This is a genomic window from Paenibacillus sp. P4_E11, assembly GCF_056401635.1.
This window is the reverse complement of sequence record NZ_JBFUIX010000034.1, coordinates 1-17,359: the sequence shown is the minus strand read 5'-3', so window position 1 is coordinate 17,359 and position 17,359 is coordinate 1. Positions and strand designations below refer to the sequence as shown.

The 17,359-nt window shown below is 50.5% G+C and carries 16 protein-coding genes; all 16 read left to right on the top strand.

Translation table 11 applies throughout. The features are described from left to right. Positions 1–117: 117 nt before the first annotated feature. Complete coding sequence (locus AC1DWB_RS14935) at positions 118–2,886, top strand: S8 family peptidase (RefSeq protein ID WP_477541869.1); 2,769 nt, start codon at positions 118–120, stop codon at positions 2,884–2,886. A gap of 28 nt (positions 2,887–2,914) precedes the next feature. After that, complete coding sequence (locus tag AC1DWB_RS14930; RefSeq protein ID WP_477541868.1) at positions 2,915–3,166, top strand: DUF1146 family protein; 252 nt, start codon at positions 2,915–2,917, stop codon at positions 3,164–3,166. Between the two features lie 231 nt (positions 3,167–3,397). After that, entirely contained in the window at positions 3,398–4,735 is a 1,338-nt protein-coding gene (murA, locus tag AC1DWB_RS14925) for a UDP-N-acetylglucosamine 1-carboxyvinyltransferase (protein ID WP_477541867.1), read from the top strand. A 427-nt stretch (positions 4,736–5,162) separates the two neighbouring features. Then, positions 5,163–6,290 (top strand): stage II sporulation protein D, encoded by a 1,128-nt coding sequence (gene spoIID / locus AC1DWB_RS14920; protein WP_477541866.1) that lies wholly within the window; start codon positions 5,163–5,165, stop codon positions 6,288–6,290. Between the two features lie 84 nt (positions 6,291–6,374). Next, the gene (locus AC1DWB_RS14915) at positions 6,375–7,103 is read left to right on the top strand and encodes a peptidoglycan DD-metalloendopeptidase family protein (protein WP_477541865.1); all 729 of its coding nucleotides are present in this window, start codon (positions 6,375–6,377) and stop codon (positions 7,101–7,103) included. 186 nt (positions 7,104–7,289) lie between these two features. After that, positions 7,290–7,577 (top strand): sporulation transcriptional regulator SpoIIID, encoded by a 288-nt coding sequence (spoIIID, locus tag AC1DWB_RS14910; protein ID WP_477541864.1) that lies wholly within the window; start codon positions 7,290–7,292, stop codon positions 7,575–7,577. Positions 7,578–7,746: 169 nt separating this feature from the next. Next, positions 7,747–8,748, top strand: coding sequence for a rod shape-determining protein MreB (mreB, locus tag AC1DWB_RS14905; protein ID WP_477541863.1), 1,002 nt, complete (start codon positions 7,747–7,749; stop codon positions 8,746–8,748). Positions 8,749–8,793: 45 nt separating this feature from the next. After that, the gene (locus AC1DWB_RS14900; protein ID WP_477541862.1) at positions 8,794–9,693 is read left to right on the top strand and encodes a flagellar hook-basal body protein; all 900 of its coding nucleotides are present in this window, start codon (positions 8,794–8,796) and stop codon (positions 9,691–9,693) included. A gap of 55 nt (positions 9,694–9,748) precedes the next feature. After that, positions 9,749–10,624 (top strand): flagellar hook-basal body protein, encoded by an 876-nt coding sequence (locus tag AC1DWB_RS14895; RefSeq protein ID WP_477541861.1) that lies wholly within the window; start codon positions 9,749–9,751, stop codon positions 10,622–10,624. Positions 10,625–10,631: 7 nt separating this feature from the next. After that, entirely contained in the window at positions 10,632–10,961 is a 330-nt protein-coding gene (locus AC1DWB_RS14890; RefSeq protein ID WP_477541860.1) for a DNA-directed RNA polymerase subunit beta, read from the top strand. Positions 10,962–11,083: 122 nt separating this feature from the next. Continuing rightward, positions 11,084–11,620 carry a CDP-alcohol phosphatidyltransferase family protein gene (locus tag AC1DWB_RS14885; protein ID WP_477541859.1) on the top strand — a complete coding sequence of 179 codons (537 nt, stop codon included), beginning with the start codon at positions 11,084–11,086 and terminating at the stop codon, positions 11,618–11,620. A gap of 130 nt (positions 11,621–11,750) precedes the next feature. Next, entirely contained in the window at positions 11,751–12,191 is a 441-nt protein-coding gene (fabZ, locus tag AC1DWB_RS14880; protein ID WP_477541914.1) for a 3-hydroxyacyl-ACP dehydratase FabZ, read from the top strand. A 29-nt stretch (positions 12,192–12,220) separates the two neighbouring features. Further along, the gene (locus AC1DWB_RS14875; protein ID WP_477541858.1) at positions 12,221–13,933 is read left to right on the top strand and encodes a phospho-sugar mutase; all 1,713 of its coding nucleotides are present in this window, start codon (positions 12,221–12,223) and stop codon (positions 13,931–13,933) included. Positions 13,934–13,962: 29 nt separating this feature from the next. Further along, a complete protein-coding gene (locus AC1DWB_RS14870) occupies positions 13,963–15,990 on the top strand; it encodes a DUF5693 family protein (RefSeq protein ID WP_477541857.1) in 2,028 nt (675 codons plus the stop codon). Further along, positions 15,963–17,120, top strand: a complete 1,158-nt coding sequence (gene csaB / locus AC1DWB_RS14865; RefSeq protein ID WP_477541856.1) for a polysaccharide pyruvyl transferase CsaB — start codon at positions 15,963–15,965, stop codon at positions 17,118–17,120. The genes AC1DWB_RS14870 and csaB overlap by 28 nt, the downstream gene beginning before the upstream one ends. Continuing rightward, positions 17,117–17,359 (top strand): WecB/TagA/CpsF family glycosyltransferase (locus tag AC1DWB_RS14860; protein ID WP_477541855.1); only part of this gene is annotated, 243 nt, incomplete at its 3' end. The genes csaB and AC1DWB_RS14860, both read left to right, overlap by 4 nt.

Genomic DNA, 17,359 nt, shown 5'->3' with positions numbered 1-17,359 from the left:
AGTTTTAAATTTGGATGAATACCACCGATGATGAGACTTTAGGAGGGAACTTTGTTACAATAGAAAGGATTCAATTTGTAGCCATTCATCTTTTTTTACAGCAAGGAATCCTAATCTATGACACTCAACCGAACGTATAGGCCGGCGTTTCTTCTATTGGCCTTTCTCCTACTTTTATTAGGCAATCTATTAGCTTATCAAGTGACTTCATCTGCAGTTGCACCAGATCGATCCAATTCCGCTACTTGGCTGTTGAAGTGGAAAGGTGAATCGGATCCGAGTTTTATGGAAACGACCGAAATAGTCAGATCTCATCCGCAGTCGGGTCTGATCATCGTCCGGCCCAATTCTGGGGTGGATGAAGTGGAATGGGCGGAGAAATGGAGCCATTCGGACAAAGTCGAATATTTGATTGCGAACCAAGCTCTGCAGCTAGCAGCTGTCAAACCGAGTGATCCGCTTCTGAGCCGGCAAAAGTACTTGGAGCAAATTCACGCCGAAGAAGCGTGGAGTCATGTGAACCAGAACGAATCCATCATCATTGCGCTTGTGGACACGGGCGTAGATCTGGATCATCCGGATTTGAAAGACAACTTGGTCCCCGGAACGAATCTGATTCAGCGTAACCAGCCGCCGCGAGACGACAATGGGCATGGTACGAGTGTAGCGGGCGTTATTGCTGCGCTGGGTAACAATAATAAAGGAATCACCGGCCTGCTCTGGAAAGCGAAGATTATGCCCATCAAGGCACTGGAACCGAGCGGCAGAGGGGACGAAGACAAGCTTGGCGAAGGCATACGATATGCCGTTGATCATGGTGCCAAAATCGTCGTGCTGTCTGTCGGACTGCTGCGTAACGATCCTTTTCTTGAGGAAGTCGTTCAGTATGCCGAAGACAAGGGGGTGCTGCTTGTAGCAGCAACGGGGAATGACGAAGGGCAGGTTGTGCGATACCCGGCTGCGTATCCTAGCGTGGTGGCTGTGGGCGGTGTGCGTACGAACAACCAATTCGAGTACCGCTCGAATTATGGCCCGGAAGTTGACCTGGTGGCACCTTGGTCGGTATTTACGACCGCACCGGGCGGTAAGTATGATTTCAACGAAGGCACATCGATGGCTGCCCCTCAAGTAGCGGCCGCGGCCGCACTCGCTTGGAGCCGCAATCCGGGAATGAAGGTATACGAGATTCGCAATCTGCTCCGACAAACCGCAGAGGATATCGGCGACCCAGGCTGGGACATGTATACGGGATACGGATTGCTGCGCGTGGATCGCGTCGTTTCTGGGCTGCATCAACCCGACATTTACGAGCCTAATGAAACCCCGGCGACTGCTAAGCCATTTCCACTCAATACGATGTTGATGGGGGAGCTTAAAGATGGACGAGATGTGGATTGGTTTTCAATAGAGGTGCCTTATGATGGAACAATTCGTTTCAAACTGAATGCAGATGAGCCGACTCCATCTGATGTGCGATGGACGCATTACTCATCGGATTATCCTGAGGGTGTCCCCTATTCGCTTGGGGCCTCCCAGACGATAGATGTCCCAGTAAAGAAGGGCAAAAATGATTTTGTATGGAGTTCTATCGAGCGGAAGTCGAACAAGGCTTGGGTTTACCGAATAACGAACACGTTCCGAATCGGGAGCGACCCCTTCGAGGACAATGATAAGCAATACAAAGCTTATCAGCTTGCACCGCGGTACCAGTCGATTGTCGGAACCTTCGACCATGAGGACGATCAGGATTGGTATTCCATCCGTGTAGAGCAGTCTGGAACACTTACCTTGCGGTTGACGCCTGATACGAAGCGGATGGATGTCATTCTGAAGGTTCAGAAGAAAGGGGAGAAGCTCGTCACTCTAGACCAGAATGGAGACGGGGAGCCTGAATCCTACAGCTTGGACGTGTTTCCGGGAACGTACTACATATTGGCTGATAAGACGACGACCCATGCCGTGAACGGGTCCTACACATTAGAGGTTCTGTACGATATGCGTATGCTTGACCCGAATGAACCGAATGATAAGTCTTACCAGTCCACACTATTGGGCAATCAGTATGAGCTAGAGGGTATTATAGATGCAAGCGATCGAGAGGATCAGGATTGGTTTAAAATCACGGTTGCCGAGGATAGCTTGCTGCGTCTGCAGTTGAATAACATCCCAAGTAATCGAACCATGAGGATGGAATTACTGAACAGTTCACTCGTCTTTGTTAGTGGAGTGATGAATCCGTGGGGTCAATCGGGAGTGGAACTGACACAACAACTAATACCGGGCACATATTTCGTGAAATTAACCGCGAATATGGGCTTCCAGGACCAAATGTATCGGATTTCGGCCCAAATCGATCGGATGGTTGGCGGGTACATCGATATAAGGGATCATTGGGCGCAATCTGCCATCCAGAAACTGAGTGATCGTCATGTCGTTGAAGGCTTCGGGGACTATACATTCAGACCGGAGCGAACCTTAACAAGAGCAGAAGCCGTGACCATGATCGTTCGAGCGTTCGGGTACAACAAGCGTAAGTCCGTGCAATTCGCGGATCTCCCGGGCTCTCATTGGGCCTATGACTCGATTTCGCTAGGCGCTCAAGCCGGGGTGGTTCAGGGGTATCCGGATGGCACGGTACAGCCGGATCGGGAACTCACTCGTGTTGAGATGACCGTCCTGGTAGCGAATGCACTGGGAATCAGCGGGAAGCAGAGAGGGAATATTCCTTTTGCCGATGTGGCTTCCGATTACTGGGCGACGCCGATCTTGAAGCAATTGAAGCTGGAGGGCCTGATATCGGGCTATGATGACGATACATTCCGGCCTGAACAACCTTGTACCCGGGCAGAGCTAGTCGCGCTGCTTACTCAAGTGTTAGCGAACTAGTCATTAGAACGGAATGGAGGAATCCGGTATGGATGTGGCCGAGCAAGTAAAGAATTCATTGGCGATGTCGGGACTTGTTAATATCACGATCGTTCTGATTGCCATATTCTTGTCATGGTGGAGCTTGCAGCAATTCAGGTTCGACTTGTTTCTGAAAAGTCCGAAGAGCGTTCCGGCCAAGATGCTACAAGTATTGCTCTCCATCGTATTGGGCTATGAAGTGGCACGGTTTGTGATCGATTATTTCAATTGGTCGCAACTGCTACAGGGGATGTTCTAACTTGTCGAATAACATCCTTTTTTGTTGTCAACAATGGTAGTAAGAACATAAACTTTTCGGGATACCGTTCCAAATGGCCGATGGACTGCGAAGACTGTAACGGGTGAAAAGCGGGCAGCAAGGAATCATTTAACAGTTGTTTCCGCTCGGAGCCGGGTGCTAAACTGAACGGTGGGTGTTTTAACCATGCATGGTTTGACTATTACAAGGGAACTCGCGGAGGGGATCTAGATGAGCAAAATTATCGTCCGCGGTGGCAAGCGATTATCCGGGAACGTGAAAGTCAGCGGAGCGAAAAACGCAGTTCTGCCCATTATCGCTGCCTCAATCTTAGGTTCGGAGGGTGAGAGCATCATACACGATGCCCCTCCACTAGACGACGTATTGACGATCAGTCAAGTATTGAAAAGCTTAGGTGTTCAGATCACATACAAGGATGAAGTGATTCGGGTCAATGCAGAGCGGATAACAGCCTGTGAAGCACCCTATGAGTGGATTAGGAAGATGAGAGCTTCCTTCTTGGTTATGGGCCCGCTGTTAGCCCGTAAAGGATATGCCAGAATTGCTCTGCCGGGGGGCTGTGCGATTGGAACTCGCCCCATTGACCAGCATCTGAAGGGCTTTGAGGCTTTGGGGGCCGAGATTGATCTAGGTCAGGGGTATATTGAAGCTCGTGTTCAAGGGCGCTTGAAGGGTGCGAAAGTATACTTGGATGTGGCCAGTGTAGGCGCAACCGAGAACATCATGATGGCGGCCACACTTGCAGAAGGTACGACGATCATAGAGAATGCGGCCAAGGAACCTGAGATCGTAGATCTGGCTAACTATCTGAATGCGATGGGAGCAAGAGTTCGCGGCGCAGGAACCGGGCTCATCCGTATCGAAGGCGTGGAACAACTGAGGGGTGTCGTACATACCGTTATTCCCGATCGTATTGAAGCGGGAACGTATATGATTGCGGCTGCGATCTCGCGGAGCCAGGTTTACATTGAGGGTGCGATTGGTGACCATCTTCGTCCTGTCATCTCCAAGCTGCAGGAAATGGGAGTCGTGGTGATTGAGGATGAGAACGGCATAACCGTGCGGGCCGATCAACCCCTGCGATCGGTTGACGTCAAGACGTTGCCTTATCCCGGGTTTCCGACCGATATGCAGTCCCAGATGATGGCGCTGCTGATGGTGTCGGACGGAACTGGCTTAGTAACGGAGACGGTGTTCGAGAATCGCTTTATGCACGTAGAGCAGTTTCAGTACATGCAGGCGCAAATAAAAGTCGACGGCAGAACCGCTGTTGTAAGCGGCAATGTCAGACTGAAGGGCGCTAAGGTGTGCGCCACCGACCTGCGCGCAGGCGCCGCTCTGATCTTGGCGGCACTCGTAGCCGATGGAGAGACCGAGATATCCGGCATCCATCATATTGACCGGGGGTATGTTGACATTACCGGCAAGCTGCAGAGCTTGGGCGCCGATATTCGCCGGCATGAAGGGGAGAAGGTGGAGTTGCCTGTGAAGGACAAGGAACCGGAGCTGCCGCTCTTCTCCATCAACCCACAACCGAGCTGGGCGTAATGTAGGGGGCTGTCCGACGAAAGTAAATCCGTGAATACATATTCATTGATGGGGGTTATTGCAGGAAAGGGATGGCACTCCACCGCTGTTGAAATTCAAATTGTTTTTAATTAATCTTGTGGTTACAATTTGATTTCAAAGGCGGCCGTAAACTTTACGTACCATTCCCTTGTCCCTCCATAACCCCAATGAATAAATATTCACAAAAATCAAATCGTTGAACAGACTATTAAATGGTAATTATAGAAAACTGCCGTTCGAGTGCAATCATGCACTTGAGCGGCAGTTTTTTCCTGTTCACTCCCTCCCCGCGCCAAACGGAACTCTTACGAAGCACTCTCTCGATTCTCTTCGGTTCTAGCATGTCCCAACTTCTCATAGAATGGAATATCGCAACAGAGAAGACCGAGAAGAGGAGACTAGGGAGATGCCGGTGAACAAACCTATCAACCGATTGAATAAGCTTAACAAGTACAACAGGCGAAATAAGTTCAATAAGTTCAATAAGTTCAACCAGTTCAACAAAACGGTAGCCCCGCTATTAGGAATTGCCCTGGGTGCGTTTCTTTGCGTTGCCATTCTGATCCCCGCCATTCTAGTAGATCGTACACCCACTGCCAAGCGCGACACCGGCCAGACGGAAAATCAAATCGGTGCGGGAATCGGTATCCAGGCCACGGATCGGTATAAGGCCCCAATCATCCCGGTATATCGAAGCGCATCTACACTCATAGAGCAGGTGCCGTTGGAAACGTATGTGCGCAATGTGATAGCGGCCGAGATGCCGGCTGATTTCGAGTTAGAGGCCTTGAAGGCTCAAGCGCTTGCCGCCCGGACGTATATTGTGAAGCGTTTGTTGGACCAGGATTACAGCCAAGTTCCAGTAACCGGAGCGCTTGTTACCGACACCGTAGCCCATCAGGCTTACAAGTCCGAGGATGAACTGAAGCGATTGTGGGGCGAGGGACTCTATGAAACGCAAATGGAGCGGTTGAATCGTGCGGTGAATGAGACAGAGAATCAGATTATTGTGTATAAGGGCCAACCGATCCTAGCAGCATTCTTCTCTACGAGCAACGGGTATACCGAGAATTCAGAAGATTACTGGACAACCTACATTCCCTATCTGCGAAGTGTTCCGAGTCCCTGGGACAAGCAATTGTCTCCCAAATACGAACAGACGGTTATTTTGAAAGGAAAAGAAGTGATGAAGAGCCTGGGCTTGCCTACTACAATCGCGGTGTCCACAGGAACGTCAGGCATGCGGGTGTTGGAAACAACAGAGGGGCGCCGGATCAAGAAGCTGCAAATTGCCGGCAAACCGTTCACGGGTCGCGAGGTTCGCGAGAAGCTAGGACTAGCATCCTCGGAGTTTCAATGGAAGGTGAAGGGAACCAACATAGAGATTACTACTTACGGGTACGGACATGGCGTAGGGATGAGCCAATGGGGTGCGAATGGAATGGCGCAGGCAGGGTATGATGCGGGAGCGATCGTTAAGTACTACTATCAAGGCGTTGATATCCGAGAAGCGTCTTCTATACTGAAAAAATGAAAGGTTGCGAGTACTAGAAAAAATCTATCATCTCACGTATAAAACCTATTGATCTGGTCACACTGGTTACTGAGGTGATAACCAATGAGTGAACAAAACAAAGAAACTCAGGTCAAACAAAACGCTCCGAAAACCAATAACGGAGCCGAGTCGGTCAAACTTTCCACATGGAAGAGGTTAACCGCGAAGAAGTGGGTATTTCCTGCAACTTACATGGCAGCGGCGGCAATTATACTAACCTTAATGTGGGTCTATCAGGATTCGGGTACGCAGACGCTATCCGATGAGACCACAGGGGTGGAAACGACGAAACAAACTCAAACTGACGGTAAGAAAACGCCTGATGCGCTTGCCGTAGCCGCCAACACCGAAACGTTGCAATGGCCCGTAAAGAACAGCAGTGATGTGGATGTGCTCATGAGCTTCTTCGATAGCAAAGCTTCGAATGAAGTGAGACAAGCTGCCATGGTCGAGTATGGCGAGACGTTGACCCCGCATATGGGCTTGGACCTGGGTCGGAGCGATGATAAGCCGTTTGATGTGATCGCTGCTGGCAGCGGGAAAGTCACTCGTGTTGACAAAGACCCGTTGGTCGGTCAATTGGTTGAGATTACGCACAGTAATGGCATGGTCAGCATCTATCAAAGCTTATCCGACGTCAAGGTGGCGAAGGATGCACAAGTGAAGAAGGGCGACGCCATCGCTACAGCGGGACGAAGCGAACTGGAGAAGGAATTGGGCTACCACATTCACTTCGAAGTTCGTCAAGACGGGACTCCGGTCAATCCGGAAACGTTGCTCAGCCAGAAGTAAGTAGTGTTGTTCCCACAAGCAGAGGAATCTTTCCCTCTGCTTTTTTGTTTTCCCTTGTACAGGGCGATTCAGTTTGTCCGACAAAATAATTTGTACGACTAGGCTTGTCAGGCTTGGAAACAAAGAATATATGGCCCTGCCCCTCATATACTGTACCAAACTAACTCGAGCAGGGAGGCGAGGGGAGTGCACGATTACATCAAAGAACGTACAATCAAAATCGGTCGCAGTCTTGTGGAAACGAGACAAACAGTTCGCACAATAGCCAAGGAATTTGGGGTATCCAAAAGCACGGTGCATAAAGATTTAACGGAACGGCTACCGGAGATCAATCCGGAATTGGCCAATCAGGTGAAACTGATCCTGGAGTATCACAAATCCATTCGCCACTTAAGAGGAGGAGAAGCCACGAAAGTGAAGTACAAACGGACGCGATCGCCCAAAACTTCCGACCATTTGGTGACAGCCCGCTAACCCATTCTCCTTCCCTGTCATATACCCTCCCCACTAAGCAGAATGCTTCCTCATGAACTTCTTTATCTGAAAAAAGAGGAATTTTGCAAAAGCTGTCGAAATAGATATACTTATTGTGTGAAACGGACTATCGTCGTGGCGGATGGATTTTCAGGGAGGATTAGTATTCATGTTCAGCAAAGATATAGGAATTGACCTAGGTACGGCTAATGTACTCATTCATGTCAAAGGGCGCGGCGTTGTATTGGATGAACCTTCTGTCGTTGCAATTGAGAGCGAATCCAAGCGTGTGCTTGCCGTAGGAGAGGAAGCCCATAGAATGGTGGGGCGGACACCTGGCAACATCATAGCGACTCGCCCTTTGAAGGATGGGGTCATTGCCGATTTCGAAATAACGGAAATGATGTTGAAGCACTTCATTCAGAAAGTGGGCGGCAAGCGATGGTTTTCGCATCCCCGCATTCTGATCTGCGCCCCGACCAATATTACTTCGGTGGAGCAGAAGGCAATCCGTGAAGCAGCCGAACGCAGCGGAGCACGAGAAGTGTTTATGGAAGAAGAACCGAAGGCGGCAGCGATTGGAGCCGGGATGGATATTTTCCAACCTTACGGGAATATGGTTGTAGATATTGGCGGAGGGACCACGGACGTAGCCGTGTTATCCATGGGCGACATCGTGACCTCCTCTTCTATTAAGATCGCAGGGGACAAGTTCGACTCCGCCATCATGAAATACATAAAGAGCAAGTACAAGCTGTTGATTGGAGAACGCACTTCGGAAGACATCAAGCTGAAGATCGGGACCGTGTATACGGAATCCCGCAACGAGGAGATGGATATCCGAGGGCGCGATATGGTGTCCGGGTTGCCGCAGACCGTTACGATTCATTCACACGAAGTGAAAGAAGCGCTATGGGAATCGGTAACCGCGATTGTGCAAGCGGCTAAGATTGTACTGGAGCGTACACCGCCTGAGTTGTCAGCCGATATTATCGACCGCGGGGTCATCTTGACTGGCGGGGGCGCGCTGTTGCACGGTATAGATCAGCTATTGGCGGACGAGCTGAAGGTTCCAGTGCTTATCGCCGAAGATCCTATGCATTGCGTTGTTAATGGGACAGGCATTATGTTGGACAACCTAGACAAAGTAACTAGAAAAAAACTCGGTTAGCTTACCGATACTATAGTATAAACTTGTCAATCTTGGAGGCCTCCTATGCTTAGAGGAATGTACACCGCAACTGCAGGTATGTTGTCGCAGCAACGCAAGCATGATACGGTCACGAATAATATAGCGAACGTTAACACACCCGGCTTCAAACAGAGCCGTATGGTGTCACGTTCATTTCCAGAGATGTTGATCACTTTGCAAGAAGGTGACGCTCCTGGCGTTCGGCGGTTCAACACCGGTCGGTTGAATACGGGCGTTCTGGCTGAGGAAGCTTTGACCGTGAACGTACAAGGGGACTTAAGAGAGACCGGCAATCCCTTCGACTTTGCTGTTGTCTCGGATATTCAAGTGGCCGGCATGCAGTTCGATAATGGGAAGACCATTACAGATGAGGGCCAACGTGTATTCCAGCCGCAGGCTTTCTTTACCGTGTTGAATCAGGACGGGGAGCAGCGGTTTACCCGGAACGGGAAATTCTCCATCGATGCGTTAGGCCAACTCGTTACCGCGGAAGGCTTCCGTGTAGCAGGTGTCGATGGTCAGCCTATCGTTCTTATTGATCCGGTGACGGACATCCCAATCAGCAACATTACGATGAACGGTCGTGGGGAATTGCTGGATTCTGTGGATGGACGGACCATACTGGATGCGAACGGACAGCCGATGGCTTTGTTGCTAACCCGTGTGGAGGAACCTATGCGATTAATTGCAGAAGGTAGCGGGGTTCTTCGCAATGACGTTACCCAGCCATCTGCCATAGCACCGATGAATCCAACCGATCAAATCGAGGTTCGTCAAGGCTTTCTAGAACGTTCGAATGTAGACCCTACCCAATCGACCGTTGATATTATGACGGCTTCTCGCATGTATGAAGCGAATCAGAAAATCGTACAATATTATGATCGTAGTTTGGATAAGGCAGTGAATGAAGTCGGCCGCGTATAAGAGGCGGTCGGCTTTCGTGTTCTGTCAATACAAGTAAGCGAGGGTGTTCGAAGCGATGAATCATTCGATGATTAACTCCTTGGTATCGATGAAGGGGCTTCAACAGAAACTAGATATTATAGCCAACAACATGGCTAACATCAATACGACGGGGTTCAAGCGGCAGGAAGCGACTTTCCATGACGTGTTGACGACGACCATGTCTCAGCCAGCCGCGTTCCAACAAGCCGGCCGTGTGTCACCGCTTGGGCTGACTCAAGGCTGGGGAGCGAAGATCAGCTCCATCCAGACCCAGATGTCGCAAGGTTCGCTGAAGGCGACCGACTTGCAGACGGACGTGGCGATTGAAGGTGACGCCTTGTTCGAGATTGCAATTCCAGGGCAAGATGCCAATGGACAACCGGTGTTGAAACCAGCCTGGACGCGGGACGGGGCGTTCTCCTTGACCGCGAGTTCAGTGGACCCAAACAATGTATATTTAACGACCAAGCAAGGCCATGCTGTTCTCGGTGTGAACAACCAACCGGTTCGCATTCCGAACTACCATAAGATCAAGATAGCAGAAGACGGCACGATTCTAGCGTATAGCGAGCTAACCCCTGGCACGCCTGCTATTCCAGCGGGACAGTTGAAGTTGGTGCAGGTGGTGCGGCCGCAGGTACTGCAGCAGTTAGGTGAGAATATGTATACGGTACCCAATACACTTGATCCGGCTCTTCTTGGCGATGTTGTTCGGGTGGTCGGGACGATTCCGATCAGTCCGGAAGAGGGTAAACTGGCGGTAAGACAAGGGTTCGTCGAGCAATCGAACGTCAACCTGGCTGATGAAACGACGGAATTGATGCTAACCCAACGGGCGTTCCAATTAAATGCGAAGGCATTGGTTTCGGCGGACAATTTGATGGCGCTCACGAACTCGCTCCGGAGCTGAGAACGGATTGACTTCTTCCAATAAGAAAGACGCCAGCACTCGCCCAGCTCCGCCAGTTGCCAAGGGGGCGCCAACCCCACCGTCATCGCCTTCCCCATCGCCGCAAGACCAGTTGTCCAAGTCGCAGGCGCTTCCGTCGACCACTCGCAAGCGCATTCCGACATGGTTGAGAATCATCCTTCGTGTTCTAAGAGTGCTGCTGATCCCAGTTTTGTGTGTTGCCGCACTAGTTGGTGGTGTAGTATTCGGGTACGTGTACATGGGGGGCAGGGAGTACGGAGACGTATGGAACATGGACACGTGGAAGCATCTATTTGAGTTAGTATTTGCGAATTAAGAGGACTCCTGCGAGCATGGCTTGCGGGAATGCCTAGATTGCTCCCGGAATGGGAGTTTTATTTTTTGTATAAGAACGGTATAATGAATGGATGAAGTAACGAATGAGGGAGAGGGTTGCGATTGAATCTTCCTAACTTGCTGACACTATGTCGCTTTTTTTTAATACCGATCTATATCGTTTTCTATAGCCTTGGGTATATCAAGACTGCTTTTGCGATTGTCGTATTGGCGGGAGCAACTGATGTACTGGATGGCTATTTGGCGCGCAAACGGGGACAGATCACACAGATGGGCATTATGCTCGACCCGCTGGCGGACAAATGCATGATGCTGACCGTCGTGATTTCCCTCCTGGTTACCGGAAGAATTCCTTGGCTGGCAGCTGTGGTCATGCTTATTCGCGATGCCGGCATGATTGTTGGTTCTGCATTTTTCCACTTTCGCGGGAAGCGAACGGTACCGGCCAATACGATGGGGAAAGTCGCAACGGTCTTGTACTATTTGGCGTTCCTGTTCGTGTTCTTCGACCAAGAGCTAGGCATTACCATCTTGTGGAGTGCGATTGGAGTGTCCTTCTTGGCCTCCTTTGTTTACATCTTTTTATTCAAATCACTGAATCAGGAAACCAAAGCCAGCGATGTAGGAAAAAAGGCGTAGGAAAGCCCTTCGAGGTCATCCGCTACGCCCCCTTATATCAACCTTCTTCGCCTGCAGACGGGGAAGGGATAGTTGTTAGTCTAAGTATAATGCCAAGTATTTATACCACACTCGAAGAGGAGCGTTAATGATGTTAGATATAAACCAAATTCAAGACATTATTCCCCACAGATTCCCATTCCTGTTAATTGATCGTATTCTTGAAGTAGAAGAAGGGGTTCGAGCTGTCGGTGTGAAGAACGTTACGATGAATGAACCTCACTTCGCGGGCCACTTTCCCGGACATCCGGTTATGCCAGGTGTGCTCATAGTAGAAGCGTTGGCTCAGGTAGGAGCCGTTGCGATATTAAAGATGGAAGCGAATCGAGGCAAACTGGCTTTCTTCGCGGGAATCGACGAGTTCCGGTTCCGCGGGCAAGTTGTACCAGGCGACACCCTTACCCTAGAAGTGAACATTACCCGATTGAAAGGTACGATTGGAAAAGGCACAGCAGTAGCCAAAGTGGGAGACCAAGTGGTAGCCGAGGGTGGACTGATGTTCGCATTGGCCAATAAATCCTCAACCGTATAAGCGGATCATCCAATCGGGAGGCGGAAACAATGAAGAAGAGCGAGGCAGAGGTACGTTATGCAACATGGCTGAACGACACAGCTGTGGATGAAACGACCAAGCAGGAACTACTACATATTCAGAATCAGGCGGACCAAATCGAGGATCGCTTCTATAAAGAGTTGGAATTCGGAACAGGCGGGCTGCGCGGAGTAATCGGTGCTGGCACGAATCGAATGAACCGCTACACTGTAGCGAAGGCAACGCAAGGTCTTGCGCAATTTGTACTGGAGGAGCAGGCTTCTGGAGCGTCCTCGGTTCCATCCGTGGCGATCGCCTACGATTCGCGAAACCAGTCGCCGGAGTTTGCGCTGGAGGCAGCGCAAGTACTCGCGGGCAACGGCATCCGCGCCTATGTGTTTGAATCGCTCCGGCCCACTCCGGAGCTGTCTTTTGCCGTGCGGCACTTACAGGCCACGGCAGGGATCGTAATCACGGCGAGCCACAATCCGCCTGAGTACAACGGGTACAAGGTATATGGCGCCGATGGGGGTCAACTGGTACCGGACAGCGCGGAGCGGGTTCTCGCCCATATTCAATCTGTTGAGGGATTCGGGCATGTGAAGCGATTGAGCCAATCGGAGGCGGAACAGCAGGGCTTATTGGTTAGCGCCGGTCAGGAGCTGGACGATCTGTACTTGCAGGCTGTCACTAGCGTCAGCCTGCACTCAGAGCAAGTCCGGGCGATCAGCGACAACTTCCATATTGTGTATACTCCATTGCATGGGGCTGGTAACCTATCCGTCCGCCGTGCGCTGGCTGAGATCGGCTTCGGGCATGTCCACGTCGTGGCGGAGCAAGAACAGCCAGACCCGAATTTCTCTACTGTACGCTCTCCGAATCCGGAGGAGCGAGAAGCCTTTACGTTAGCGATTGAATTAGCCAAGGCCCAACAAGCCGATATTATTATTGGGACGGACCCTGATTGTGATCGGGTCGGTGCGGTTGTATTGAACGCGTCCGGCGAATATGTCGTGCTGAGCGGCAACCAGTCCGGTGCGATTTTGACGCATTATTTGCTAAGTGGGATGAAGAAGAAGGGAACCTTGCCTTCGAATGGTGTTGTGATCAAGACGATCGTGACCAGTGAGATGGGAGCGGTCATCGCGGCAGCGTACGGCATTCCGACTCTGAATACGTTAACCGGATTCAAATACATCGGTGCCAAGATGACTGAATTCGATCAGACCGGAGAGCACCGATTCTTGTTCGGCTATGAGGAGAGCTACGGATATTTGGCCGGCAATTATTGCCGTGACAAAGATGCGGTATTAGCCTCCATGTTGCTGTGTGAGGCAGCGGCTTACTACAAGAGCCAAGGCCAGACCTTGTACGAGGTACTGCAGGAGCTTTACCGTACATACGGGACGTTCATGGAAGCGTTGGAATCGCGTACGTTGAAGGGCATTCATGGGGTGGCTGCGATTCAAGGCATCATGAACGATTGGCGTACAACCCCGCCTGAACATGTGGCCAGCATTCGTGTAGCTTCTGTACAGGACTATGCAGAGGGTATTGATGATCTGCCGAAGGAAAATGTATTGAAGTATGTGCTCGAAGATCAATCGTGGTTTTGCTTGCGACCATCAGGCACGGAACCTAAGATTAAGATTTATTTCTCTGTATGCGGGGCCTCGGAGGCAGAGTCATCAGAGAAGTTGGAGCGAATCCGGGCGGATGTCATGTCCAGGGTAGACGGCTAAGAAGGCAAAAGAATTAGGGAGTGAACGTAGTGCTGGAACGATATTTGCAATTCAATCGTCGAGTTGGGAAGTGGCTTTGGCTGCTAGTCGTTATAGGGTTGATCGCTTCATTGCCATTAGCATATGAGCGGGTACAGACGGAGCGTTCCACGAAGAATGTGGAGATTGTATTCGATTATCGCGACTTGCTGGAGGCGTCACAGTACAAACCGAATCCGCAGACGTATGTACAAGAGCAGCTCAAGCGGTTGAAGGCTGCAGGGGTAAACTCGATGGCTGTCTATGAAGCTTCATTAGAGGAGCTGAAATACAGCCGGAGTATCCAAGTATTCACATCGAATGAGTATTCGGCGATGACCGGCAAGCCAGCAGGTGTGAACGAGAACTTCACCTACCTGTTGTTTACCTCTAATGAGGCTCGGAACAAGCTGCAGAGTTCAATTGAGAACGTATACCGCAATCGGGTCAAGGCGGACGTCCGTCCCTGGAGTTATAACAACCAGAGCGGACTGATTATAGGGCTTCCTTATGAAGAGGCCAATACGAAGCCATTGCCTCCTGACCCAATTACGATGGATAGGCTCCATAATGAGTTCGGATTCCAGCTTGTAGGGCGATTATCGAACCGGCTGCAGCCCTACTCCAAAGAAGAGCTGGAAGCGGAGCTTAAGAGCTTGAGCAGTTTTGGCGTGAAACGCATTTTGTTTGACGGCACAGCGATCACTGGCTACGATGAAGATCCTGAGAAGTCCAATGTGGTGGAGACGTTGGACTTGTTAAATAAATACAAGATGGGCGTAGGGGCGATCGATCGGCTGAAAGCTCCACAGAAGGGCTTCACCGTATCGTTCCTGAACAAGCTGAACAACAATGCCGTTCGGGTGTTCCCATTGTTTGATACAGAGGCCAACCTCAAGCCGGATAAGATTGCGGACAAGCTGGTTTTGGCAGTCAAAGACCGCAATATTCGCATTCTGTTCCTCAATATCAAGGCTGCCAAGGATATGGACAAAGGGTTCATGAACGACTATGTGGACAATATCGTGAACAGCCTGGAAGGGCCCGAAGGGGCTATACAGCGCATTGAAGACATCGGTTACCAATTCGGGGAAGCACATGCGTTTGTTGAACATGGCAAATCGATTGAAGCCCTTAAGCTAGTGCTGTTAGCGGGAGGCGCCGCGCTTATTGCGCTGACCATCGGTTCCTTCGTTCAATCGTTGATCCTATTATTGTTTGTCATCGGGCTAGTCGGAGTATTAGGGTTGTATGGCTTGTCTTCCTCGCTTGCGCTACAAGCGACAGCTTTGGCTGTAGGCATTTGTGCGCCCACCTGGTCGACGATCTACGCGATTCGATCCATACAGAGTCGAAATAAGCGCGGACTTGCACCGAGTGTTATGCAAGCATTGGGCGTGTTTTTACGCTCCTCGGGGCTCACGGTTATAGGGATTGCTTACGTGGTGGGATTGTTGTCGGGCATTTCTTACTACTTGGTACTGGAGCAATTCCGTGGGGTGGCTTTGCTTCATTTGATTCCAATGGTTTTGGTTGGACTATACGTTCTATTGTTTAACGGACAAATCGGACTTCGAGGAGCTATTCAGCGGGCGAGGACGATTCTTTCCACGAAAATCAGCATCTTAATGGTCACGTTAGCGGGTATCGCCTTGGTGGGCTTGTGGTACTACTTGTCGCGTACGGGCAACGAGGGACAGGCTTCCAATGTGGAGAAAATATTCCGTACCTTGTTGGAGGATAAGCTTGGCGTGAGGCCACGGAATAAGGAATTTCTGTTCGCGCATCCGTTGTTCATTCTAAGCGCATACTTGTTAATGAAATACCGCAATGCTGTGTATTTGTTTGCGGCGGCAGTAATGGGTCAACTGTCTATGGTGGACACGTTCGCCCATCTGCATACCCCGATTTTCATTTCGCTTACACGCATTACCTATGGAGTGCTGCTCGGGTTAGTCATCGGGCTTCTCTATATCGCAGTATGGGAAGTATTAGTAAGGAGTTGGAAGCGATGGTCTCCTTACCTGTTAAAAGAATAGCAATATCCGGGTATTACGGTTTCAATAACAGTGGAGACGAGGCTGTGCTGCAATCGATGCTGCTCGCCCTTCAAGCGGAAGGGAAAGAGCAGGGTGTACGCATAGAGCCGATCGTATTGTCCGCCAACCCGGAATGGACAGAACGCATGTATGGTGTGCGTGCTATCCATCGGATGAAGCTGGGAGCTGTGGCGGCTGAGCTGCGTAAGTGCGACGGGTTGATCAGCGGTGGTGGAAGCTTGCTGCAAGATGCAACAGGAGCGCTTACGATCCCTTACTACTTGGCTATTGTGCAACTGGCTCAATGGCTGGGAAAGCCTACATTTATTTATGCTCAAGGTATTGGGCCGGTGAATCGACGCCTATACGATCCTTTCATTCGATCCGTATTTAAGAAGTGCCGCTATATCTCCGTTCGGGACCAAGAGTCAGCTGATTTGCTGCAGCGTATGGGTGTCCCTAATGCGCGGATTGACGTAGTTCCAGATCCTGTTATGGGGTTGAAGTTGAAAGATGCAGTACTGAACAAACCGAGTGATCGTTCACAAGGTGCAAGTGATACTCCCGTAGTGGGAATATCGGTACGTTACTGGAACAAGGATCGGAATGAATTGAAAGCATTGGCCGAATCATTGAAGGCGGTTCAAGCGAGCCGAGACGTGATACTTCGCTTCCTTCCGTTTCACTTGCCTACAGATGAAGAAGCGTCCCGCTATGTAATGGAATTGCTGGGAGCGGGGCAACATTCCGTTGATTCCAGCCGTGTACAGCTAATAAGTGGAGTCATACACCCACAAGATATGCTGGCCGAAGTAAGCTCTTGCGATGTTCTGATCGGTATGAGATTGCACTCGCTAATTTACGCGGCTTCGCAGCATGTACCTCTGCTCGGCATTTCGTATGATCCGAAGATCGATCAATTCCTGCATCGTTTGGATATGCAAGCTTCAGCGGTGACCTCATCTGACGGAGTTGAATTTGATTCCGATCAAGTTAGGAAGGACCTGGTCAATCTGCTGCAGCGCCCCATGGAATGGAGATCGGCCAAGCAGGCGCGGATCGACCAATTGAAGGAAGAAGCGCATCGGCCGGCGCAACAAATTATCGCAGTATTGCGTCAAAAAGGATGAGTTCTCACGTGAAATTTCCTACGGTTAACATATTTGGAGTTCCCTTCTCGCAAATGAATATGAACGATACGGTGCAATTCCTTACAGAGGCGGTTCATAGCCGGAAGCCGCATCAGGTCATCACTGCGAATCCGATCATGGTCATGTCCGCCATCGACAACAGCGACTACAWGGCCATGATGAAGCGAGCGGAACTCATCGTGCCTGACGGTACGGGTGTTGTATGGGCTGCTTCCTAT